This window comes from Oceaniferula spumae (assembly GCF_042849255.1).
Classification (GTDB): domain Bacteria; phylum Verrucomicrobiota; class Verrucomicrobiia; order Verrucomicrobiales; family Akkermansiaceae; genus Oceaniferula; species Oceaniferula spumae.
Genome location: NZ_AP026866.1, coordinates 2,465,428 through 2,487,993, shown reverse-complemented (window position 1 = coordinate 2,487,993; position 22,566 = coordinate 2,465,428). Strand labels below are relative to the sequence as shown.

General features: G+C 53.6%; 13 protein-coding genes. 6 read left to right on the top strand and 7 right to left on the bottom strand.

The annotated features are described in order from the left end of the window. Positions 1 to 8: 8 nt before the first annotated feature. From ACSPJT_RS10260 to ACSPJT_RS10250, 3 genes are all read right to left on the bottom strand, one after another. Positions 9 to 1,211 (bottom strand): formylglycine-generating enzyme family protein, encoded by a 1,203-nt coding sequence (locus ACSPJT_RS10260; protein ID WP_435892454.1) that lies wholly within the window; start codon positions 1,209 to 1,211, stop codon positions 9 to 11. A gap of 116 nt (positions 1,212 to 1,327) precedes the next feature. Further along, a complete protein-coding gene (locus ACSPJT_RS10255; RefSeq protein WP_435892453.1) occupies positions 1,328 to 2,629 on the bottom strand; it encodes a Gfo/Idh/MocA family protein in 1,302 nt (433 codons plus the stop codon). Between the two features lie 148 nt (positions 2,630 to 2,777). Beyond that, positions 2,778 to 3,908: a citrate/2-methylcitrate synthase gene (locus ACSPJT_RS10250; RefSeq protein ID WP_435892452.1), complete on the bottom strand. Its 1,131-nt coding sequence runs from the start codon at positions 3,906 to 3,908 to the stop codon at positions 2,778 to 2,780. A gap of 198 nt (positions 3,909 to 4,106) precedes the next feature. Between ACSPJT_RS10250 and tsaB the strand changes: the two genes are divergently transcribed. Continuing rightward, a complete protein-coding gene (tsaB, locus tag ACSPJT_RS10245; protein WP_435892451.1) occupies positions 4,107 to 4,820 on the top strand; it encodes a tRNA (adenosine(37)-N6)-threonylcarbamoyltransferase complex dimerization subunit type 1 TsaB in 714 nt (237 codons plus the stop codon). Between the two features lie 178 nt (positions 4,821 to 4,998). Next, a complete protein-coding gene (gene bamA / locus ACSPJT_RS10240; RefSeq protein WP_435892450.1) occupies positions 4,999 to 7,317 on the top strand; it encodes an outer membrane protein assembly factor BamA in 2,319 nt (772 codons plus the stop codon). A 112-nt stretch (positions 7,318 to 7,429) separates the two neighbouring features. Here bamA and ACSPJT_RS10235 read toward each other — a convergent pair whose 3' ends face one another. The 4 genes from ACSPJT_RS10235 to ACSPJT_RS10220 form a co-directional block, all read right to left on the bottom strand. Next, on the bottom strand, positions 7,430 to 7,810 hold the full coding sequence (locus tag ACSPJT_RS10235; protein WP_435892449.1) for a response regulator: 381 nt from the start codon (positions 7,808 to 7,810) through the stop codon (positions 7,430 to 7,432). A 64-nt stretch (positions 7,811 to 7,874) separates the two neighbouring features. After that, on the bottom strand, positions 7,875 to 8,309 hold the full coding sequence (locus ACSPJT_RS10230) for a hypothetical protein (RefSeq protein WP_435892448.1): 435 nt from the start codon (positions 8,307 to 8,309) through the stop codon (positions 7,875 to 7,877). Between the two features lie 15 nt (positions 8,310 to 8,324). After that, the gene (locus ACSPJT_RS10225) at positions 8,325 to 8,702 is read right to left on the bottom strand and encodes a hypothetical protein (RefSeq protein WP_435892447.1); all 378 of its coding nucleotides are present in this window, start codon (positions 8,700 to 8,702) and stop codon (positions 8,325 to 8,327) included. Between the two features lie 128 nt (positions 8,703 to 8,830). Further along, positions 8,831 to 9,334: an RDD family protein gene (locus ACSPJT_RS10220; protein WP_435892446.1), complete on the bottom strand. Its 504-nt coding sequence runs from the start codon at positions 9,332 to 9,334 to the stop codon at positions 8,831 to 8,833. 190 nt (positions 9,335 to 9,524) lie between these two features. Between ACSPJT_RS10220 and ACSPJT_RS10215 the strand changes: the two genes are divergently transcribed. The 4 genes from ACSPJT_RS10215 to ACSPJT_RS10200 all read left to right on the top strand — a co-directional run bounded on the left by ACSPJT_RS10215 (position 9,525) and on the right by ACSPJT_RS10200 (position 22,375). Then, positions 9,525 to 10,607: an ABC transporter ATP-binding protein gene (locus ACSPJT_RS10215; protein ID WP_435892445.1), complete on the top strand. Its 1,083-nt coding sequence runs from the start codon at positions 9,525 to 9,527 to the stop codon at positions 10,605 to 10,607. Continuing rightward, positions 10,604 to 12,130 (top strand): ABC transporter substrate-binding protein, encoded by a 1,527-nt coding sequence (locus ACSPJT_RS10210; protein ID WP_435892444.1) that lies wholly within the window; start codon positions 10,604 to 10,606, stop codon positions 12,128 to 12,130. Before ACSPJT_RS10215 ends, ACSPJT_RS10210 begins: the two co-directional genes overlap by 4 nt. Positions 12,131 to 12,135: 5 nt before the next feature. Further along, positions 12,136 to 13,833, top strand: a complete 1,698-nt coding sequence (locus ACSPJT_RS10205; RefSeq protein WP_435892443.1) for an ABC transporter permease — start codon at positions 12,136 to 12,138, stop codon at positions 13,831 to 13,833. A gap of 274 nt (positions 13,834 to 14,107) precedes the next feature. Beyond that, entirely contained in the window at positions 14,108 to 22,375 is an 8,268-nt protein-coding gene (locus ACSPJT_RS10200; RefSeq protein ID WP_435892442.1) for an Ig-like domain-containing protein, read from the top strand. Positions 22,376 to 22,566: the final 191 nt, after the last annotated feature.

The window sequence follows — 22,566 nt, the reverse complement described above, 5'->3', positions numbered from 1 at the left end:
GTGCGGGTTTATAACTCACCCGGTCCGGTATTCCAGAGCAGGTGCATTTCCTCGACGGATGGTACCTTGGCTGGGCGCACGACACGGAAGCCGAGCCAGCGAGCCTTGGTGTGATACCAGATGGATTTGGGAACCTGAGGATCGTTCTCTTTCCAAGTGGGGTCAGAACCGTGTCGGGCGGCGGAACGTAGTTCTGCGGCGTCCATTTCAAAGTGACCTCCGCGGACGACTCGCGGGTAACGCTTTTTGCTGAGCTTGACGGGATTCAGTGCGCCGTTTGGTACGTTTTTATAACCGTCTGTTAGGTAGGCGTCGAGCACCCACTCAGCGACGTTGCCGTGCATGTCGTGCAGACCCCAGGCGTTGGGTTTTTTAGTGCCTACCGGTTGGTATTCGTATTCATAAACGGCATCGATGCGCGCGTTCTTTTTAAACCATCCATACTCCTCAAGTTTGGCAGGATCGTCGCCGAAACTGTAGGCGGTTTTGCTGCCGGCGCGGCAGGCGTATTCCCACTCAGCCTCTGTAGGAAGACGATAGTAATGTCCGGTTTGCGCGCTGAGCCACTCGCAGAACTTGCTGGCGGCGTGTTGGGTCATGGAAACGGCCGGATAGTCCTCGGAGTAGCCGGCACCATTGGCCATGTTGAAGTGCATGACGTGGAACGGAGAAGTCGGCTGAGAGAGGATGTCGATGAAGCGTTCATCGCCCTCGGCTTTGTTAGGCTCGGGAGTTTGAAGATCGTTGTCGCGGTTAATACTGCCGTTTTTATTGCGTGAAACTTCGTTGAGCGCCTCATTGTTCATGAACTGCTGATAGAGATCCCAAGTGACTTCCACCTTGCCCATCCAGAATGGCTCGATCTTGATTTTACGCTGAGGGCCTTCATCGGCTGTGCGGCCTTTTTCAGCTTCAGGCGATCCCATGGTGAATGTGCCACCGGGGATCGGCAGCATTTCAAATTCAGCATCCTCGGCCTCAGGTGCGGTCTCGGTGTATGCCTTCATCTCAGCCCCCTTTTCTTCGGCCGCTTTTTTGGTGATTGCGGCATGGATGGTCTTGGTGAGTTCGAGGAACTCAGGTGCTGGCTTTTCGCCAACGGAACCGATAGGAGTAACAGTTGCGGTTGCTGCCTTTTCATCTGCATGGCAGTTGAATGCGAGCAGGCCGGCAAGAGGTAGCACGAGGGCAAATTTGGATGGAGTTTTCATGTGAGAAATAGGATCTGTGAAAATGTTTTAGTCTGGGCTGGCGCTGGAGCCTAGCACAAAACAGCCGACAGCCATAGCGCTGTCGGCGTGTTGAGTGAATTGTTTGGAAACAAGGGTTAGGCCTTCTTGCCGGGTACTGGAACCGGGGCGATGGCGAAGCTGTCTTCGAATTTCAGGCTGTCCGGTGCCATGTCTTCATCGTTCTTGAAGAGCTGGTCCCAAGTGATGCGCTTGCCGGTGTGGGCTGCTTCACGACCAAGAATCGCCAGTGCGGTGGAGTTCGCCATGTATTCGCCGGTGTTATTGATCTTACCCGCGCGGAGGTCAGCGAAGAACTCGTTGTGGCAAACTTGATACATGTTTTGCACCGAGCCAGGCTCTGGCTTGTAACGCCATGTGGTCTTGCCCTCGCCGTCGATGGCACGTGGCTGGTTAGGTCCGATCACTGAGCCGTTCTCGCAGAAAATACGGTCGATCACTTCGCCGTGGCTACGGCTGAACTGACGTGCGCCGAGGTGACACATGACACCATTCGGGTATTCGTAAGCGACGTTATAGTGGTCGTAAACATTACTAGGGTCGTCACGCTGGATGCGGCCACCGGTGCCGACGGCGGCGATTGGTGCGACATCGCCCATGCCCCAAGCGATCTTGTCCACGGAGTGAATGGACTGCTCAAGGATAGGGGCGCCGGAGAGCCACTCGTAGTTTGTCCACCAGCGGACCTGCCACTCGACATCGCCCATGCCCTTAGGCTTCACCGCACTCTTGGGGATGGGTTTGTAAACGCTGCCCATGTAGGTGCCGTAGATGGAGGTGACGCGACCGAAGTCACCGTTGAGAATTTTTCCGTAAGCGGCGCGGGTGCTGGGTGCATAGCGCCAGCAGAAACCGTGCTGGATGGCGACGTTGTTCTTCTTGGCGAGTTCAGTGGACTCGAGCACGGATTTCACCCCAGCCATATCGACGGCCATGGGTTTTTCCGCAAAGGTGTGTTTCTTAGCCTCAACAGCAGCGCGCAGATGCTGGGGGCGGAAGCCGGGAGGCGATGCCAGCAGCACCACGTCTACGCCGGAGTCGATCACCTTCTGGAACGCATCCAGACCAGTGAACTGTCGTTCTTTGGGAACTTCTCCGTTTTTGCCAAATCGTTTGAGTTGTTTCAGGGAGCCTTGGATTTTGTCGTCAAAAGCGTCTCCCACTGCCCAGAGCTGGACATTTTTATCGGCGCTCAGAGCCTGGGTAGCAGCACCGGTGCCCCGGCCGCCACAGCCGATCAGACCGACTTTGATGGTTTTACTTCCCAGATTCTGGGCGTTGACGATGGATGGCACACCGAGAATGGGTGTAACAGCGGCCACGGCGCTGGCTTTTTTGAGAAAGCTGCGGCGGGTATTGTTTTCTGAATCGTGGTTCATGATATGTTTTACTGCTGAGTAAATTGGTGGGCTAATAACGTAAGCACAATCGATAGTCTTACAAATCGCTTTCAGAGAAGCCAATAAAAAACCCGACAAGCTCAGCGCAAGTCGGGTTTTTTGGGGAAAAATAGATGATCGAGCCTCCTTAACGCTCGCTAATTGGTGGCACTGGCACTGTTTCCTGTGGTCCCACATATTTGGTCAGTGGGCGATACAGGCGGTTATTGCGAAGCTGTTCCAGAACTTGGGCGGTCCAGCCGGCAGCGCGGGCGATGGCGAAGATCGGGGTAAACAGATCGGTGGGAATGCCCATGGAGTAATAAACCGTCGCGGAATAGAAATCGACGTTGGCATTCAGCCCCTTGCGCTCGCGCATGATCTCTGCGATGCGGTTGGACATGTTGATCCACTTCGGCTCGCCCAGCTCCTCGGTGAGCTTGATGGCCATTTTTTGCAAATGCGGAGCACGTGGGTCCAGCACCTTGTAAACACGGTGGCCGATGCCCATGATCTTCTTTTTGTTCTTCAGGCAGTCTTCCACATAGGCGTCCACCTTGTCTTCCTCGCCGATTTCTTCGAGCATGTGGATCACACCTTCGTTGGCTCCACCGTGAAGTGGTCCTTTTAAAGTGCCCACCGCAGAGGTGATCGCGGAATACATGTCGCTGAGAGTAGCGACGGTAACGCGGGCGGAGAAAGTGGAGGCGTTCATGCCGTGATCAGCATGGATGATGTAGGCGATGTCCAGTGTCCGGGCTGCGGCGTCACTAGGCACTTCTCCGGACATCAGATAGAGGAAATGGGCGGCCTCGCCGAGGTCGGTGCGGACTTCAGGGAAATCAAGACCTTGGCGGGAGCGGTGGAAGTAGGCCACGATCACAGGGATCTGCGCCACGATGGAGAGGGCGACTTCACGGTTTGCCTCGTGATCCGGGTCACCGATCTTGGCGCGCTTGTCAGTGAGTCCGAGCATGGAAACGCCGGTGCGGATGATGTCCATCGGCAGTGCGTCCTTGGGTGCAGATCTTAGAAAATCAATGACTCCCTGGGGGAGTTCGCGGCGGCTTCGTAGGCTTTCGCAGAAACTATCGAGCTCCGATTGGTTGGGAAGTTCGCCGTTCTGCAAGAGATAGGTGACTTCTTCGAAAGAACAGCCGTTCACCAGGTCGTCGATGTCGTAGCCGAGGTAAGAAAGTTTTCCCTCCATACCCTGCACACGGCTGAGGGCGGATTCATTGGCGATGACTCCTTCGAGTCCTTTGGCATAGTCACTCATATGATGATAAACGGTTTGGAAGTTGAAAATTGTGCGCGTGTCTCGAATTATCCGAGCACACTGCGCGCGAGGAACTAAGCTGCAAACGGAGAGGCTGGCAAGGAGGAATCGGCGAACATTTGTCCGGACCCGAACGCTTTATCCCAAATTTGCTAATTCTGAATTGGTATTTTCAGCTGAAGCGATAGCATCCGCGCCGTGGAGACCGAGTCCAGTCATTCTTCGAATCAAGCGATTTTAGCCATCGAAACCAGCGTGCCCGAAGCCAGCATAACGCTCTGGTGTGACGGCTCCGTTGCGTATCAGCACGATTTCACCAGCGACAGAAACCATAACTCGATGATTTTCGAACCACTGGGCGAGGCATTGAAAATTCTCGATGGCCGAAAGCTGGACCTCATCCTCGTGGGCACCGGTCCTGGTAGTTATAGTGGGGCGCGCACCGGCATTGCCGCCGGGCAGGGGGTGGCCATCGCCAATGGTTGCCCTGCCGTGGGCATCGGGTCGCTGGCTGCCACGCCTGTTGCTCGCGCTGAGAAATCCGCTGCCGCTGTGGGCGATGCACGACGTGGCCTGTACTATATTTCCGAGATCGCCTCCAACGGCGAGGCCAATGAGCCCCAGCTGATGCCGGCGGCCGAGTTTCAGGAGGTAGTTTGCACTCTCCATGACAAGGGAGATGTCTCGTTTTTCACCTTGGACGATCCCTCAGGGGCTTGGCTCAACCCGATAGAAATGCCGACTCAGGTGCGGCGCACGCGTCCGGAAGCCAGTGCGCTGATCGAGGTTTGGTTAGGCCTAACGTCCGAGAGGCAGCAGCAGCTTGTTAGCCAACCCTTGGCTCCTACCTATCTCCGCCCGCCATTCACGTCGAAGGCGAAGCTCGGGCATCCACTGCTTCGCCCGTCATGAATCGTGGTCATGCTGGAGCAAATCCAGTCGTGACATGAACATGAATTCTGGTGTGGGAAATCCCCGCCAGCCCCCGTGAAATCTCGGTTTTCAGCTGGGGTATTAGACGTTGATTGACCTTGACGCGATTGCTGTTAGATGGTCTTATGGCCGCCAACCAACCCGTATCCACCAAAGAATGTTTAAAGGTATCACCCAACGCATCCCACAGTCACTCATCATGCTGTCGGGATTTGTCATGTTATTGGCCAGCGCCGCCACCGCAAATGCGCAGAATTTTGAAGGAAAGAAAATCGTCTCAGTAGGAGTGCGTTACAATGGCCCCCCCACCGTGGACGAAGCTCGTATCCGCGGAAACATGGCCGTGCGTGCTGGGCAGAACTACAGCGCCGCCCGTCTCGATGACGACGTTCGCAGTCTCTATGCGAGTGGATTGGTTGACGATGTCCGTTTCTTTGCTGAAGCCGTAGGTGGTGGAGTCAAGGTGATCGCCGAGGTGAAGACCCGAGGAAAGATCGTCGCTGTTGGCTTCTTGGGGAATACCCGCTTCAGTGATCGCAAACTCGCTAGCGTCACCAAGCTTAAAGCAGGTGGTGTCATGAGCGATGAAGCCATTTTGACCGCCCGCCGTAACATTCAGGAGCACTACCGTGGTTTTGGTTACGCCGATGTTACTGTGAATCACCGCATTCAGCCAGCCGCAGCCGTTGGCACATCCGAGTTGGTATTCGTGATCGACGAGGGCGCACGCGCCGAAGTCCGTAAGATTCGTTTCGAAGGTAACAACACTTACCAGTCCCACGTTCTGCGCAATGAAATGAAAACCAAGCAGAAAGGCTGGTTCTCATTCTTCACCAAGTCCGGCCGTATCGATGTGGTCAAGCTGGATGAAGATCTCGACCGCGTTCTCGACTACTACCGCAACCGTGGATACCTCCGCGCTACAGCCTCTGTTCGTCGTGAACCTGTGGAAGATGACCGTGTGGATCTTGTGATCACCATTCAAGAAGGTGCCAAGTTCACCGTCGCACAGGTTGGCTTTGGAAAACTGACCGTCTTTAGTGCTTCCGAGCTCGCTCCTGCCCTGACCTTGAACGCTGGCGATGGCTACTCACTCAGCAAAATGCGCGCAGACATCACCACGATCCGTAGCTACTACGGTTCACGTGGATATGCCGATGCCGCTGTCAGCCCTGACATCCGCAACGTCACTGCTACCAGTGTCAGCATTACCTACCGTGTCGTCGAAGGCCGCCGTTACAAAGTCGGCCGCGTTACCATCGAAGGTAACGACAAGACTCAAGACCGCGTCATCCGCCGCGAACTTCCGATGAAACCAGGTGAGTATCTCAACTCCGTGGAAATGGACACCACCCGCCGCCGTCTGAAGAACATGAACTACTTCAACGACGTTCAGGTAGGTGCATCACCCAGCAATCAAGCTGGCTACCGCGATATCAATATCCAGGTGGACGAGAAAAAGACCGGCTCTATCAGCTTCGGTCTCGGTTTCAGCTCCGTTGATAGCATCGTAGGTTACGTTAACCTTGAGCAGACCAACTTCGACATCACCAACTGGCCCAGCTTCACCGGTGCCGGTCAGCGCTTCAGCGCCAAGCTCCAGCTTGGTAGCCAGCGCACCGACTTCCGCGTTTCTTGGGTAGAACCATGGTTCCTCGGCCAGCGCCTGGCCTTCGGCACTGAGTTCTTCTACCGCGATGCACTTTACTACAGCTCCGAATACGAGCAGAGCCAATACGGAACTGCCATCTCACTTCGTAAGCCTGTAAGCAAGCGTGCCTACGTCAAAGGTGAATACCGCATCGAGCAAATCACCATCGATGCCGATAGCGATACTTCTCCTGCTTTCATGAGGGAAGACGGCGACTTTATTCGCAGTGCCATCAGCCTGAGCTACGTTTACGACAGCCGCGATAGTAACCAGCTTCCACGTAAAGGTCACAAGATCGACGTCGGCGCCACCTACGCCGGTGGATTCATCGGTGGCGATGTGGACGTCTTTATCGTTCAAGCCTCCGGTTCCAAGCACTGGAACCTCTGGGGTGACAGCATCCTGAACCTCAGCGGTGCCTTCACTGTGGCAGACACACATGGCAGCAACAACTTCGTGCCAATCTTCGACCGCGAATCACTCGGTGGCCCTCACAACCTGCGTGGTTTTGAAAACCGTGACGTAGGTCCTCGTGACGCCGTCACCGGTGAAGTGCTCGGTGGTAACACCTCCGCATACGCCAGTCTGGAATACACCTTCCCGCTCATCGAGCGTGTCCGTGGTGCAGTCTTCTACGACGTCGGTCTGGTTAACGCAGACTCATGGGACTTCGGTAGCGACCTCTACCACGATGCCGGTGTCGGCCTCCGCCTGAACCTCCCGTTCGGCCCACTCGCCATCGACTACGCCATCCCGCTCAACTCACCAGACCCAGTCGCCGATCAAGGTGGCCAGTTCCAGTTCTACCTGGACTACAAGTTCTAATAGTCTGAGCTAATTACCCATCAGAACAAACCCCCGGTCGCAGTAGCAACCGGGGGTTTTTGTTGGTCAGTGAATGTTTGGTCACTGACGGCATCGGGAATCGTGTTAGTGACTAGCCCTTCTTCTCGCCATAACGGGCGAACAAATCATCCAGCCATTCCTTTTTGGGAGGCTTGGAAAGCAGTGTTACCTGACCCTGAGGTAACAGGCGGTTCACTACTTCGACTTCTTCTGCATCAAGCGAGTCCACCAAGGCTACCACTGGTAACGTGTAGTGGGATTCAGACTTGAGCAGTTTCTCATACAGTTCGTCGCCGTCCATATCGGCCAGTTTCAGGTCGAGAATAACGAGTGAAAAATCATAACCAGAGGCCATGGTAAGCGCCTGCTCGCCACTGGAGGCTGCCAGGTGAAAGTATCCGCCGTCCCTGAGCACGGTAGTCATTTCTGCGAGTAAGCTGCTGTCATTGTTAACTACAAGTATTGGGTTCATGAAATGATGTTAGCCAATCCCACGCGGTTGTCCGTTACAATCTAACGCCAATATTATCCTCGAATCATAGGTCCTGCTGCCGAACTGGGTTGTAGTGTTTTTCAGCCATCGAAAGGGTCGTGATTTTGGGCGATCCTATTTCAAATTCGACGTATTTCGCCCAGAGGAAATTTTTGGACTGTGGATTATGGAGCTCCGACCACGGTAGAAAAAGTGGCGGGTGTCCGATGCGAAACATCGGCCATACGGAAAGATAGAGGCCGTCCGGCGATGTGTAGAGGGTCAGGCAGTTGTTGTAGTTCGCCAATCCGATTTTGGCGCTAGCCATGAAATGCTTCTTCCCAGTGGGCTTGTGCTGTCGGCGATATTGTTTCGCGAGTTTGTGCCAGCCTCCCAAGTGCGACAGCATCCAGCAGACAGATACCCAGCCGCCTATAAATAACAAAAAGCACAGGAAGAGTATTAGAAGGAGCGCAAACTCGGTTGAGCCAGAGGGCATGGTGATACCTGTTTGTTAGCGTGCGTGTTCGATGGTTTCCTCTGTCTGGTCGCTGTTCCAGTAGCGGTAAGTCCGAGTTTCAAAATTCCATGTGCAGTATGCAGGGATGGTGGCGCCGGTGTCAGTCCATTGCAGGTCGTCAGCTTGCGCAATCATATCGAGCGGAATTCGCCCGTAGGATGTGCCTGTGTGATCGTAAATAGTGATGAATCCCGACTTACCACTGCTGTCACCGGGGGCGCTGGGAATGTAGGTTTGGTAATTTCTGTAAGTGACCACGGCGGTAAATTTCCCTGTGGGGTCTGTCATCCTTTTGCTTTCGGAAAGCTTGAACATGATGGCGCAGACCGCGGCAGCAGCGAGGATGAGTATGATGAGGGGTAATTTTTTCATGCGAGAGCTTATGCCGACTGGCTGACAGCTGATGGCATACGCCCAAGAACAAATCTGGCAATGTAAAACCCCCGGGCGACACACAAACGCACCGGGGGTTCCCTTTTTTCTCTCCCAAGAAAGTTGGTTTATTTGACAGTGATGACTTTGGTCCCAGCCCATTGGTCGCCGAGACGTAGCAGGCCTTCAGGTGCCTCCTGCTTGGTGAACAGGATGATCAATTCGACGAGGGGCATCAGGGGGACCACGAGGATGGCATTGCGGATCAAGCCGGGGTTCCAGTTGTTGGACAGGCTTTGCCCGTCTGCGGTTACGGCGCGCAGTCCGATCAGTCTTTTGCCGATGCTCTGGCCGTCAAGAAATGGCAGGCTGTCGCGGGTTACCATGTAGCCGATTCCTACTGCGAAGCTGGCCAAGCTGGCTAAGGTGGAGGACATCATGCCAATGGTAAACGAGAGCACCACGTTGATGGCAATGACAACGGCGACATCGATTAAATAGGCTCCTGCACGCTGCCCGATGGAGGCTTGTCCAGCGATGGCGGTGGATGTGGTAGCAACGGCTGATTGGGTAGGAGTGGTGGTCGCGCCGGTGTCTGTTGGGGATAGGGTATTGGATAGTTGTTCGCTCATGGTTTGTTGAATGTTGTTCAGCAAGTAGACGGTCATCCATTCATCTTATGCGAAGAAATCCTCACAAAGTGATTTTGTGAGCTATAGAGGGGCACGGTTTCTATTTTTTGATTCATGATCCGGATGCCCGATATTGCCACGGTTCTTTACTTGCCAAGCCCTAGGCATCCTTGGAGGATGAACAGCGATTATGGATGCAATACGTGCGGAATCACTGGTGAAGGAATTCGGGCAAACCCGTGCATTGGACCAAGCCAGTATTGCCATTGAAAAAGGTGAGTTGTTCTTTTTGTTAGGCGCCAGTGGCTGCGGCAAGACCACCTTGCTGCGCTGTATCGCTGGTCTGGAAATTCCAGATTCGGGTCGTGTGGTCTATGGTGATCGTGATGTCACGAAGCTCCCGACTCATAAACGTGAAGCCGCCATGGTTTTCCAAAGCTACGCTCTATGGCCTCATATGAGCGTAGGAGAGAATGTTGCGTTCGGGCTCGAGGAACGCAAAGTACCCCGCAAGGAGATCAATGAACGTGTCGATGAAGCCTTGGCGATGGTTCATCTGGAGGGATACTATGATCGACGGATCGATCACATGTCCGGAGGTCAGCAGCAGCGCGTTGCTCTCGCTCGTGCGCTGGTGGTCCGACCGAAATGTCTATTGTTAGACGAACCTCTTTCCAATCTCGACGCCAAACTCCGACTGGAAATGCGCCGCGAAATCCGCCGTATCGTGAAAGACAATAATCTAACCGGTGTCTACGTGACCCACGATCAGGAAGAGGCTCTTTCGATGGCCGACCGCATGGCTGTTCTTGATGCAGGTCGTGTCGTACAGATGGGGACGCCTGATGCCATTTACCGCAATCCGACGAGCTCACACGTGGCCGGATTCATCGGTGAGACGAATTTAATCGAAGCCACAGTGGACCGCATTGTGCGCGATGACGATGAGCTGGGCTTGAGAGTCTCCAGTGACTTTGGTGAATTCCATGGCAGGATCACTCGTAAGGGCTGGCGACCTTCGGAGGGAACCAAGGTTCTGGTTTCCATTCGTCCAGAAGCTCTCCATGCGGACAACTCCGGAGTGCCAATCAATCGGGTCAGAGGCCAAATCAAAGACCGGATGTATCTGGGCAGTAACATTCAGTATCGGGTGCATGGAGCCGGCGATCACCTGTGGTCGATCACTGAGACGAATCCCCATATCATTCGTGAGAATGGCGAGGAGATTGTGCTAACCGCGGACCCTATTGATGTAACGATTCTGAAGGCATGAAACTAAGTGGCATGATGAGTAAATGGATCAACAGCAAGTCGCTGGTGGCACTGGCCTTGGTGCTCTGCGTCGCCGCTCCGCTAGTTTTGAGCCGCAAAGCTGGCACCGGAATCGTCACCGCTGAAAATGCTGATCGCCGCATCAACATCATCACTCCACACAACGAAACGATCCGCCGTGAGTTTGGCGAAGCATTCCAAGCATGGTGGCAGCAAAAGACCGGCGAAACCGTTTACGTCAACTGGCTAACACCCGGTGGAACTTCCGAAATTCGGATGATCTTGGATGGAAAATTCGCTGCCGCTAAGAAATCCGGAGACGAAGGGGTGGGGATTGATATCTTTTTCGGTGGTGGCGATTACGAGTTTCACATCCAAGCCAAGGCAGGGCGACTCGCAAAGCTCAGCGTATTTGAGAACCACCCCTATTGGTTCAACGACAAGGCCGTGCCCCAGACGTTTTCGGGCGAGACCTATTATTCAGAAGACCATACCTGGGTGGGCGTGTGCCTTTCACGTTTCGGCATCTGCTACAATGAGGATGTAATCGAGCGCAAGGGTCTGGAGCCTCCGGTGCAGTGGTCTGATTTGGCAGATCCGAAATACTTCGGTGCGATCGCATTGTCAGATCCTAACAAAAGCGGTTCTGTCGCCCGTGCGTTCGAAATGCTGATCCAGCAGCAAATGCACGAAACGTCCGCCACAGCGAAACGCGAACCCGGTGAGACCCCTGAACAATTCGATATGCGGGTGCGTAGCGAGGGTTGGGACAAAGGCATTAATTTAATCCAGAAGATCGGAGCCAACGCGCGTTACTTCACAGATAGCTCTTCAAAGATTCCTCACGATGTAGCTCAGGGGAATGCAGCCGCTGGGATGTGTGTCGATTTCTACGGTCGCACTTATGAGGAGATGCTCAAGAAAGAGGACGGAAGTTCCCGCATGCGATGGATTTCTCCCAAAGGAGGAACCTCGATGAGTGTGGATCCGGTTGCCGTGCTCAAGGGAGCTCCCGATCCTGAAATAGCCCAAGCCTTCGTCGAATTCCTGCTCACAGAAAAAGGTCAGCTGCTCTGGAATGCGAAGCCAGGTAGCCCTAACGGAACCCAACACCACGCACTCCGGCGCATGCCTGTTAGGCGTGATGTTTACACACCGGAAAACACCCAGTATTTTACCGATCCTGAAAATCCTTATGAAGCGACGGGAGGATTCGTCTATCAACGCGAGCTCACAGGGAAGGGGGTCACTGCATTGCGTTTCGTCATTCGGGTCATCTGTCTTGATGCCCATGATGAGATCAAGGAGGCTTGGTTGAAACTCGCGGAAGCCAACATGCCACCGCGGGCCACTAAGGTGTTCGAAGACACCACTCTTGTTTCCTATCAGAACACCATGGGTGACATCCGCAGGCAGCTGGAGTCGGGGAGCAAAGTTTCAACGGCTCGTCGAGCGGTGCGCCTCAGTAACGTATTCAGGAAAAACTACAAACTCGCCGGTGAGCTGGCCGAGGAAGGAAAGTAAGTAGCATGAACAAGACCACTGCCTACGCCATCACAGCCGTCATTGTTCTGATCTTCGGCGTCTTTTTCATCTACCCGGTGGCCATGACTTTGGCTGTGGCCTTTCAGGGTGAAGACGGAGGAATCACCATGGATTACATCCTCGGAGTGTTTCAAAATCCGATCTATGTCGAGGGCCTCTGGAACGCCTTTGTCATGGGAGTTGGCAGCACCCTGTTAGCCTTGGCCATCGCTTTTCCTCTGGCTATCGCCTCACACCGGTGGGTGTTTCCAGGTAAAAAATTACTCTCAATTCTGATTCTGGCACCACTGGTCTTACCGCCGTTCGTAGGTGCGGTAGGGATCAAACATATTCTCGGAGTCAGTGGTTCATTGAACGCATTTTTGATCGATCTCGGTCTGATGAATGCCTCTCAGCCGACGGATTGGTTAGGCGAGGCTCGCCTTTGGGGCGTAATCATCATGAACGCCCTGCACCTCTATCCGATTCTCTACATGAACATCGCGGCGGCGCTCTCTCACCTCGATCCGGCGATGGAACAAGCCGCACAAAATCTCGGCTGCCCACCTTGGCGCCGACTCTGGAAGATCACCCTGCCACTGTGTATGCCAGGGATTTTTGCCGGCGCGGCGATTGTATTCATCTGGTCATTCACTGAGTTGGGCGTACCATTGGTCTTTGATTACACGCGTGTGGCATCCGTGCAGGTTTACGATGGCATCAAAGACCTCAGTGCCAATCCCATGCCCTATGCGCTGGTTGGGATTATGCTGATTGTTTCCGCCTCTGTGTTTGCGATTTCCAAAGTGGTGTTAGGCAGATCCGGTCTGGGCACTGCCCCTCGTCCGAAAACCCATGCCAGCGAGGCCGTGCTTAGCACAGGCAAAGGCTGGGCGCTTTCCGCAGCTTTCATGGCGGTATTCTTCATCGCCTGTGTTCCGCATCTGGGTGTTCTGTTTTTATCCGTTTCTGGCGATTGGTATGGCACCATTCTCCCCGAGTCGCTGACCATGGTGCACTACAATGATGCTCTCGGCCATCCACTGGTGGTGCCATCGATCAAAAACAGCCTGATCTATGCCTCCGGATCGACATTGTTAGATATCGTCCTCGGAACCGCTATCGCTTGGGTAATTGTACGCAGCACCATTCGTGGTCGGGTGATTTTAGATGCTGTAATGATGTTGCCACTCGCCGTTCCGGGGCTTGTTCTTGCCTTCGGCTACATCGCCATCACCCAGAAAGGTGAGCCGCTGCACTGGCTGGTAGGCTCTGCCAATAACCCGATTTATCTTTTGATAGCAGCCTACGCCGTGCGTCGACTCCCTTATGTCGTGCGGGCCGCTGTCGCGGGTCTGCAACAAAGCAACATCACTTTGGAAGAGGCTGCTCGTTCTCTCGGCGCGACTCCCATGCGCACGCTGAAACGCATCGGCATCCCACTCATCGGAGCAAATTTGATTGCAGGGGGCATCCTTGCTTTTGCGTTCGCCATGCTCGAGGTCTCAGACAGTCTGATCCTCGCCCAGCAGGCTGAGCATTACCCGATTACGAAGGCGATCTACTCACTGTTGAGTACCTTGGGAACAGGCCACGAACTCGCCTCCGCGCTCGGCGTCTGGGCAATGATTTTCCTAGGAATTTCCATCATGGGAGCCTTCGTGATTCTCGGGAAAAGGGGTGGCAGCATTTTCCGGATGTAGCCTGTAGTTAGGACTGTGCCTAGCAGGTTGCAGTTTGTTGAGCGCTGACGATTTCCTCCAGTGCGAATACCGGCAATATCTAACAGGGGGTTAAATTTCGTATTTGCGTCCTAACATTAGTTTAGCAAGCCAAAATACATTGACTCTCCTATTTGAGTCCTCACATTACACCATCCTATTTTTATAGATGTGCCGTTATTGTGAAATTTGAGCATGGGTGTCTGTTGAAATGGGGGAAGATTTTATCTTCGAAAGAACAAAGCCCACAACACACATGAAATACACACAACCCGTCTCGCTTCTTTCATCAATATTTCTAACAGCGAGTGTATCCTCGCTTTATGCAGCAGCGCCGATCGCTCACGATGATGTCATTGCGTCAGGCAAGGACATGATTCTGGAGCTAAACTATCTTCAGCTCAATGATACGGATGCGGATGGAGACACGCTGACGATATCGTCAGTAGGTACTCCGGCCAATGGCACGTTGACTTCGATTGGCAATAATCATTACCGCTATACACCGAACACCGGCTACCTCGGACGCGATACATTTACTTACACGGTTTCCGATGGTAACGGGGGCTCGGACACGGCAACGGTGACGATTTCCATGAATGAAATCGTCGATGTCGAGGCAGCGCGTACGGCGATCTTAGCCAATGTCACTTCACTCGCTGATCCCACCCAGCCGAGTTATCTAACCGTCTGGGCCCCGACATCTTTCAGTGTCACCAATTACCCGGGGCAGGATGAATCGAGCCCCGGTATAGCCGCCGGCACTCTGGGGGCAGGCAAAGTCATAGCCATGCCAGATCATCAGTGGCTGAACATGAACAGTTATGGCGGAGATACCTCCACGGGAACTTTTTACACGAACGGCATCACTTGGCTGGCGGGTACAACTGACCAGTCTGTTAAAATTGTCACCATGTCATCGGGCGTGCAAACATGGCTGACTGCACAAGGGTATACCAATGTGGTGCTATCCAATACATCAAACCTATCTACGGACCTCCAAGGCACAGCGGTGTTCATCCCCGGTTGGTTAGGGAATAATGCTTCTCAGGCTACGCTCAACACCACGGGCGATTACGTGCGCGGTGGCGGTGGCCTCTTTATCTGCGACTATAGCTCCGGCTACACATGGTGGTGGAATAAATCAAAGTGGGATATCCCAGGTAACATTCTTCTGCGTGAAGCAGGTATCGCATTTACCGGCGAGGGCTGGAGTAGCGGTTTGCCATCAATCAATCGGGCCGATGACCAAATGGATATCGATACGATCATTACCTTATTCGCCAACTCTGGTTCCTATAGCCAAAACGAGAAGGATCTAGCTGTCTCAGTCATGCAGAACTTGCTCGCCTCATTGCACGAGGATGATGTCGACTACGCTCGCCTGGTTGAGGCATTTGGAGCCGCCAGTGCAGCAATCACTCCGACAGTGGCGAATCCGGTCACCGACAGTTTTGAACGCACGCTGCTGAATATTGAGTGCGGCCTGTTAGCCAAACAAGACCCGGCAGAAATGACGGCGCATCGTGCTGCTCTGCCTGTTGATGCAGGCGCTACTCGTGTTAGTAATGCCACCTTTGCTATTTCGTCACCACCGGCAAATCATGCTACCAAAACGATCTACACGCCCTTCTACGCAGCTCCCGGAGAACTAGTCACCATTGATTTTCCAGCCGCGTTGGCATCGATTAATCTGGATGTTAGAGTCAGCCACCTTCGTTCGGGCAGTGGCTCAAATAGTATGCCCGTCATGCCCACCCAAATGATTAACTTTGATGTCGATGGGTCTCAGATCCAAGTGGCCAACCCCCACGGCGGTTTGATCCAGATCATTGTTCCTGGCAATGTAACTTGGAGCGGCACGCAAAATATCACTGTCTCCGGCGCAGTGGAGGCTCCTTTTTTCAAGCTCGGCGAAACCACAGATGCCCAGTGGGTAGCGGGTATCCGAGATCGTGGAACCCCATTCGGTGTCTTGGATTCTGATGAAGCAACTTTGGTGGTTGATGCCGATTCCTGGTTACGCACTTTGCCCGATCCTGAGGCCGTCATGACAGAGTGGAACTTTTTCTGCGGCAAGGTTCGCACATTTTATGCTTACGATGCGGGCCGCCAATTGCCTGTGCATCATGATTATTATCCAGCCGGTGGAGTTTCCACCTACCCCCAGTCTTATGGGCGCACAGCGAACCTCACTGATTCACTTGAGTTGAAATCGTCCGCCTATTCTCTCACTCTTCATGAGTATGGGCATATTTGTGATTCGGGGAACTTTCAGTTCCACGAGTTCAGTGAAACATCGCCTAACATGGGAGGAAAGTGGATGCAGAAAACTGCACGCAACTACTCGTGGAAGCAGGCTCTAACAGTATCCCGCGTCAATAATTACCTCGCGATCCAGAGTGACAATCTCTGGAACCACGCCCCTCACTACAAGGTGCATGTGAAGGGAACGCCCTTTGATCTTCTAGTAAACGAATTCGGGCCACAACTGATTCAGGACACGGTGGCTGCAATGACCGCGATGCCTTCGAGCAATTTTTCCGGTAGTCAGGATAAAATCGACGAGTGGGTCAGGCAGGTGAGCAACCGCACGGGATTTAATATGTCGAATTTCTTCACCTCCTGGCAATTGCCTCCATCCGCGTCGGTGATCACAGAACTAAGTGGTTTGCCGGATTGGATGCCGGTCGAGCGGGCGGAGGAGACCTTGACGGTCGTTCAGAATAGCTCGGTGAAATTTGAAGACCCCAGCAGCAATGATTTTAGTTACGATGGTGGGCTTATTCTAACAGCCGTCGGCCAACCAAGCAATGGTGCGGTTGTCGATAACGGAGACGGAACATTCACCTACACGCCGTCCACGGGTTTCACCGGTGCCGACTCCTTTACCTATTCGGTGACTAACGCCACCGGAAATGTTCACACTTCCACGATCCCTGTGACAGTCATTGCCGCAGCCAACGATCCGAAATTGGTATCGTTCGATGGATATGCCGAGGGCGGAAATTGGACGACCATCAATCTGGAGCAAAGCTATACCTCGATGGTGGTGGTGGCTCAGCCCATGGTAGGCGCAGGTTCGCCACCGCTTGCGACACGCATCCGCAATGCCAGCGGTAGCTCGTTTGAGGTGCGTTTGGATCGGCTTGATGGCTCATCGTCTGCCGTAGGGCCTACCACGGTTAGATTCCTCGTTGTTGAGAAAGGCGTCTATGATGTGGCAACTCACGGGATCAAGATGGAGGCGGTCAAATTCAACTCCACGGTCACAGACACAGGCGGCAACTTTGTCGGCACCACTCGTGATTTCGCTTACACCGGTTACGATCACTATTTCATTCCAGCCGTGTTTGGACAGGTGATGACCAGCAATGACACCGCATGGTCATCGTTCTGGTTCAAAGCGGGTGCCAACAGAGTCCAACTCGGAAAACACGTGGGTGAAGATCCTAACACCTCGCGCGTAGCTGAAACCATCGGCTACATCGTGATGGAATCCGGCTCCTATCAACTGGGCGATTATCAATTTCAGATTGGCGTCACTAATTACGATGGTTACGCGAACTTTGGCCTAATCGGCGATGCGGGAGCCAGCCACAGCTTTGAGCGATTCCCAACGATTCATTCAGCCCAGTTCGCCTCTGACATGAGAGTCCCTTGGGGCGGAAGTGACACCGGTGAAGACGGCTTTGTCGCCATGCAGAGTGTCGCCCCTGGAAATTCGGTGAGCGTCTATCTTGCCGAGGATACTTTGGGCGATGGCGAAACTGCGACAGGCACCAAGAGCACCAGCTACGTGTTAGCGCACTACACAGGTGATAATCCGATCATCAATGGCGACGTCGCCACTGCTCTAAGCGGAGAACAAACTCTCATCCCTGTCCTTGCCAATGACACTGTCTCTGGAAATCCTGTGGTCACGGTGAGCCAGCCAGCCAATGGATCAGTCACAGTGCATTCGGACGGGACCCTTATTTACACACCTAATGCTAGCTACACGGGTCAGGATGCATTTTCTTACACCGTTAACAATGGTTCTGTGCAAGTCACGGCACCCGTATCCATCAATGTGATTGCAGCAAATCCGGTGCAGTCTGGCTTGGTGGCAGATCGCTTCAATGGAATTTCAGGCTCATCAATCTCTAGTCTAACAGGAAATGCGAATTACCCGGACAATCCAAGCTCCAGCAGTATCTGGACGAATGTGGATTCAGGCACAAGCGTTGGTGATTCCTACGGCCATCGAGTTTACGGAGTGGTGGTTGCGCCAACGACGGGCGACTACACATTCTGGATCGCCAGTGATGATCAAAGCCAGTTATTGATCAGCAACGACTCCACTCCTGCCAATGCTGCGGTGGTGGCAAGTGTCTCCAATTACACTGGCCATCAGGCGTGGGATTCTAACGGATCACAGCAATCGGCCGTCATCCCAATGGTTGCGGGCCAGGCCTACTATCTTGAAATTCTTCACAAAGAAGGCGGTGGGGGAGATCACGTGGCAGTGGCGTGGCAAGGTCCTGGTTTTGCACGCACCTTACTGACAACGCCGCATATTTTCACAGCGGGAGAAAACGCCCCAACATTGATCGCCGCACCTTCAAACGTCACAGTAGACGAAGGAGCACAATCCACCGTGGTTGACCTTTCAGGGGTGTATAGCGAGTCTGATCCAGGTGACAGCCTCACCTATGAAATCCATGGAAATACTAACTCGAATTTGGTCACCGCAGTAGTCAACGGTAGCAATCTAACACTGTCTTATCCGAGCATCGAAACTGGCAGCGCGACTATCACGATCCGTGCGACCGATCGCATCAACACATTGGTAACAACCAGTTTCACTGTCACTGTCAATGACTCCAATCCTGATTCAGACGGTGACGGTCTCCTCGACAGTTGGGAAGTTGCTAACTTCGGAAATCTCGCTGCCCAAGACAGCAATGGTGATCCCGATGGAGACGGTCTGAACAATGCTGGTGAACTGGCTGCCGGAACGGATCCTAACAATACTGACTCGGATGGTGACGGTGCCAGCGATCAACTCGAAGTCACCGCAGGTTCAGATCCTAATTCTAACACCAGCACTCCTCAAGGCCTCTTCGCCGACCTTCATTCTTGGTGGCGCTTTGACGAATCTGCCGGAACCAATGCCGCCGATCTGGCCAATGGTAACCATGGCACAGTTTCCGGAGCCGCGTTCGTGGCTGGGAAAAATGGTAACGCCCTCCAGTTCGATGGAGTCGATGATGGAGTGTTAGTCGATTCTGACGGAGCAATTCTGGGAACAGGTGACTTCACACTAACAGCTTGGGTGAAAATTGATGCCGCCGCTGGCACCGGCGCTGTCATCCAGCAACGCGAGCCAGGCAGCAATGGCTACAATGGTGAATACGTGCTCAACGTGAACGACAACGGCACGGTGACATTCTTCATCTACAACAATGGTCATCAGTTTAACATAACCACGACTACTACAGTGAACGACGACCAGTGGCACCACATCGCAGCGGTTCGCGATGGCGACGATGGATTTGTCTTCATCGACGGCGTTCAAAGTGCGCAAGGCAATGGCCCTGCCAAGGAGCTACGCGCACTGGCTCTCAGCATCGGTTACGACCATCGCGATAATAATAAGTATTTCGCCGGTTTGATCGATGATGTGCGGGTTTACACAAGGGCTCTGACAAACGGAGAAATTGGCTCGTTTAGCAATCAGGCACCTGTAGTCAATGACGCCACCTTCGCAGTGGATGAAAATGCTGTCGCAGGAGCTATCGGCACTGTTACTGCAAATGATCCCGATGCAGGAGATTCACTAACATACAGCATCACCGCTGGAAATGGATCAGGCCTCTTTGCCATCGATTCTAACACTGGAGTTCTCAGCACTACTGGTGCGACAGATCATGAAACCGCATCGCAGTATGTCTTGTCCGTGACAGTGAGTGACGACGGATCGCCTCAGCTATCCGACACCGCGACCATTACCGTGAATGTCAACGACGTCAACGAAGCGCCTACTGCAGATGATGCGAATGGCTCAGTGGCAGAAAATGTAGTAACTGGATCCGTCGTAACCACGGTCTCCTCAACAGACCCGGACGCCGGAGATTCAGTGACCTACTCGATCACCGGAGGAAACATCGGCGGCGCTTTTGCCATCGATTCAGGAAACGGCACGATCACCACAGCAGCCGCGCTCGATTATGAAACCACATCAGTTTACAACCTGACGGTAACCGCCACAGACAGCGGGGCACTGACTGACACAGCTTCAGTGACTGTCACCGTGACTAACGTCGCCCATGATACCGACTCGGATAACGATGGCTACAGCGACGACTTCGAACTCGCACAAGGTAGCGATCCTAACAGCGCATCGAGCAAACCTAACGTGCTCGTGGTTGCCCAGTGGGACTTCAACGAGGCTGGAAACCCAGGCGTTACGACCGATGTCATCGGGGGTGTCACCGGAGACCTTCTGGGAGGTGCCGCCTTCACCGGAGATTCTCTGGGGCGCACTGGCCAGCTAGGAGACCGCGCTCTCGACCTCGGCGGAAGCAATGGCGGTCAGCGTGCAGAGATCACTAACATGACTTTCCTTCAGCAAGCCGCAGCTGATGACAAGCTGACGATTAGTTTCTGGCAGAAACTCGATCAGGCCGGATTGGCCATGAGTTCATTCTGGGCCGTTTCTCCAAGTAGTGGTGACGGCCAACGCGGACTTCAGGCACACACACCATGGTTGAATAACAGTCTCTACTACGACTTCGGTAACTCCAGTGCCAACCATCGAATTTCCGCACCGCAGCCATCTGGCATCGATTGGACTGCATGGAATCACATCGCCTTGGTGAAAAACGGAGGCGCTGCCGAGATCTGGGTCAATGGAGTCAAGATCGCTGGTGGAAGTGGCAAAGTGCCGCTCGTCACGGACTTCACCAAACTAGTCATTGGCGCAAACGGAACAGGTGGAAACAGTCTCTCGGGTGACCTCGATGACTTCGCCTTCTTCAACGCCGCACTTGATCAATCTCAGATTGCAGCCCTTGCCGGTGGCGCTCAGCCTGATTCGTTGATCGCGAACAGTGCTCCGGAGTTTGTCTCCTCATCCATCACTGGCACAGCCGCAACCGTCGCTGCAGCCTACACTGGAAGTATTGCCAGCCAAGCTACCGATCCTGATGCAGGCGATACCCTGACCTTCACCAAACAGTCCGGCCCGGCGTGGTTGAATGTGGCTACGGATGGCTCACTCACCGGCTCGCCGGCAGAAGGTGATGTCGGCTCCAGCGTTTTCACAGTAAGAGTGACTGATGCAGCGGGTCTATTTGATGAAGCGACGCTAACGGTTGATGTCACTGCCACAACTGCCACCGTGAGCACTGGGTCTGCAAGTAATGTTGCCTTAAGCAGTGCTACAGTCGGATACGATGTCACAGCTACTGGAGGAGAAAACCCCACGGTTACCGTCTACTACGGTCTCACTGATGGGGGAACCAGTGCGGGATCATGGGATTCATCGCAAAGTCTTGGAGTGGTAGCAGCAGGTGCAGGCGCTGAAAATCTGACAGGTCTCACAGATGGCACGACCTACTACTACACAGTAAGTGCTACTAACAGCGCAGGCACGACATGGGGCAGCACCGGCAGCTTTACCACCGTTGTCGACAAATCACCCAAGTTGGTTCGCACCAATGTGAGTGCAGTTTCATCTACCACGTGGACCAGCGTAAACCTTGGACAGAATTATAACTCCGCCGTCATCATCGCCACTCCGATTTATCCTAACAGCAGCGTGCCTCCAGTAGTCACTCGCATCCGGAATGTTTCAGGTAGCAGTTTCGAGGTGAAGATCGATCGCACGGATGGGCTGACCGCTGCAGTGACCACTGATGTCTCCATCGTTGTGGTCGAAGAGGGCGTTTACACAACCGCCGAGCATGGTGTGAACATGGAAGCGGTGAAATTTACTTCGACCGTCACGGCGCAAAATAACGCATGGAGTGCCGAGGCCAGAACTTATCAGAATAGTTACACCAACCCTGTTGTCGTTGGCCAAGTGATGAGTGCCAATGATGCCGACTGGTCTGTATTCTGGTGTCAGGGAAGCAATCGCACTTCGCCACCAAGCGCCAGCGCTCTCAACGTTGGAAAACATGTCGGCGAAGATCCGGACACGACCCGCGCGGATGAAACCATCGGCTACATTGTTATCGAGTCAGGAAATGGCAGTATCAACGGTGTGAACTACACTGCTGGACTAGGCAACGACATCGTGCAGGGCACCGGGAATACAAGCACCGGGTATAACTATAGCCTTACCGGACTGAGCACTGCCAGCGCGGCCGCAGTCAGCATAGCAGGCATGGACGGTTCAGACGGGGGCTGGGCTGTACTCTACGGAGCGACACCATTGACCTCGACCAGCCTGACTTTGGCAGTGGATGAAGATCAGCTAGGAGGCACCGAGCGCAATCACACCCACGAACAAGTCGGTTACCTGGTATTTGAATAATAAATCAAATCTATTCATATAGCCTCATCCATGCTGGCATCTGCCCATTGGATGAGGCTTGTTCTACTCTGAATGACCTCGTAGGGGGTGACTAACGCTTAAACAAAAGTTTGCACAATACCTGTAGAATGGATCTGTATTGCTCTGAGAAATAGCCCACTGAAACATCCGAACAGTCAACCTCATTACCA

What these genes read in the sequence shown, in the direction of transcription:
- ACSPJT_RS10260 (WP_435892454.1), bottom strand. Translation starts at nt 1,211, where the DNA reads ATGAAAACTCCATCCAAATTTGCCCTCGTGCTACCTCTTGCCGGCCTG.
- ACSPJT_RS10255 (WP_435892453.1), bottom strand. Translation starts at nt 2,629, where the DNA reads ATGAACCACGATTCAGAAAACAATACCCGCCGCAGCTTTCTCAAAAAA.
- ACSPJT_RS10250 (WP_435892452.1), bottom strand. Translation starts at nt 3,908, where the DNA reads ATGAGTGACTATGCCAAAGGACTCGAAGGAGTCATCGCCAATGAATCC.
- bamA (WP_435892450.1), top strand. Translation starts at nt 4,999, where the DNA reads ATGTTTAAAGGTATCACCCAACGCATCCCACAGTCACTCATCATGCTG.
- ACSPJT_RS10235 (WP_435892449.1), bottom strand. Translation starts at nt 7,810, where the DNA reads ATGAACCCAATACTTGTAGTTAACAATGACAGCAGCTTACTCGCAGAA.
- ACSPJT_RS10230 (WP_435892448.1), bottom strand. Translation starts at nt 8,309, where the DNA reads ATGCCCTCTGGCTCAACCGAGTTTGCGCTCCTTCTAATACTCTTCCTG.
- ACSPJT_RS10225 (WP_435892447.1), bottom strand. Translation starts at nt 8,702, where the DNA reads ATGAAAAAATTACCCCTCATCATACTCATCCTCGCTGCTGCCGCGGTC.
- ACSPJT_RS10220 (WP_435892446.1), bottom strand. Translation starts at nt 9,334, where the DNA reads ATGAGCGAACAACTATCCAATACCCTATCCCCAACAGACACCGGCGCG.
- ACSPJT_RS10215 (WP_435892445.1), top strand. Translation starts at nt 9,525, where the DNA reads ATGGATGCAATACGTGCGGAATCACTGGTGAAGGAATTCGGGCAAACC.
- ACSPJT_RS10210 (WP_435892444.1), top strand. Translation starts at nt 10,604, where the DNA reads ATGAAACTAAGTGGCATGATGAGTAAATGGATCAACAGCAAGTCGCTG.
- ACSPJT_RS10205 (WP_435892443.1), top strand. Translation starts at nt 12,136, where the DNA reads ATGAACAAGACCACTGCCTACGCCATCACAGCCGTCATTGTTCTGATC.
- ACSPJT_RS10200 (WP_435892442.1), top strand. Translation starts at nt 14,108, where the DNA reads ATGAAATACACACAACCCGTCTCGCTTCTTTCATCAATATTTCTAACA.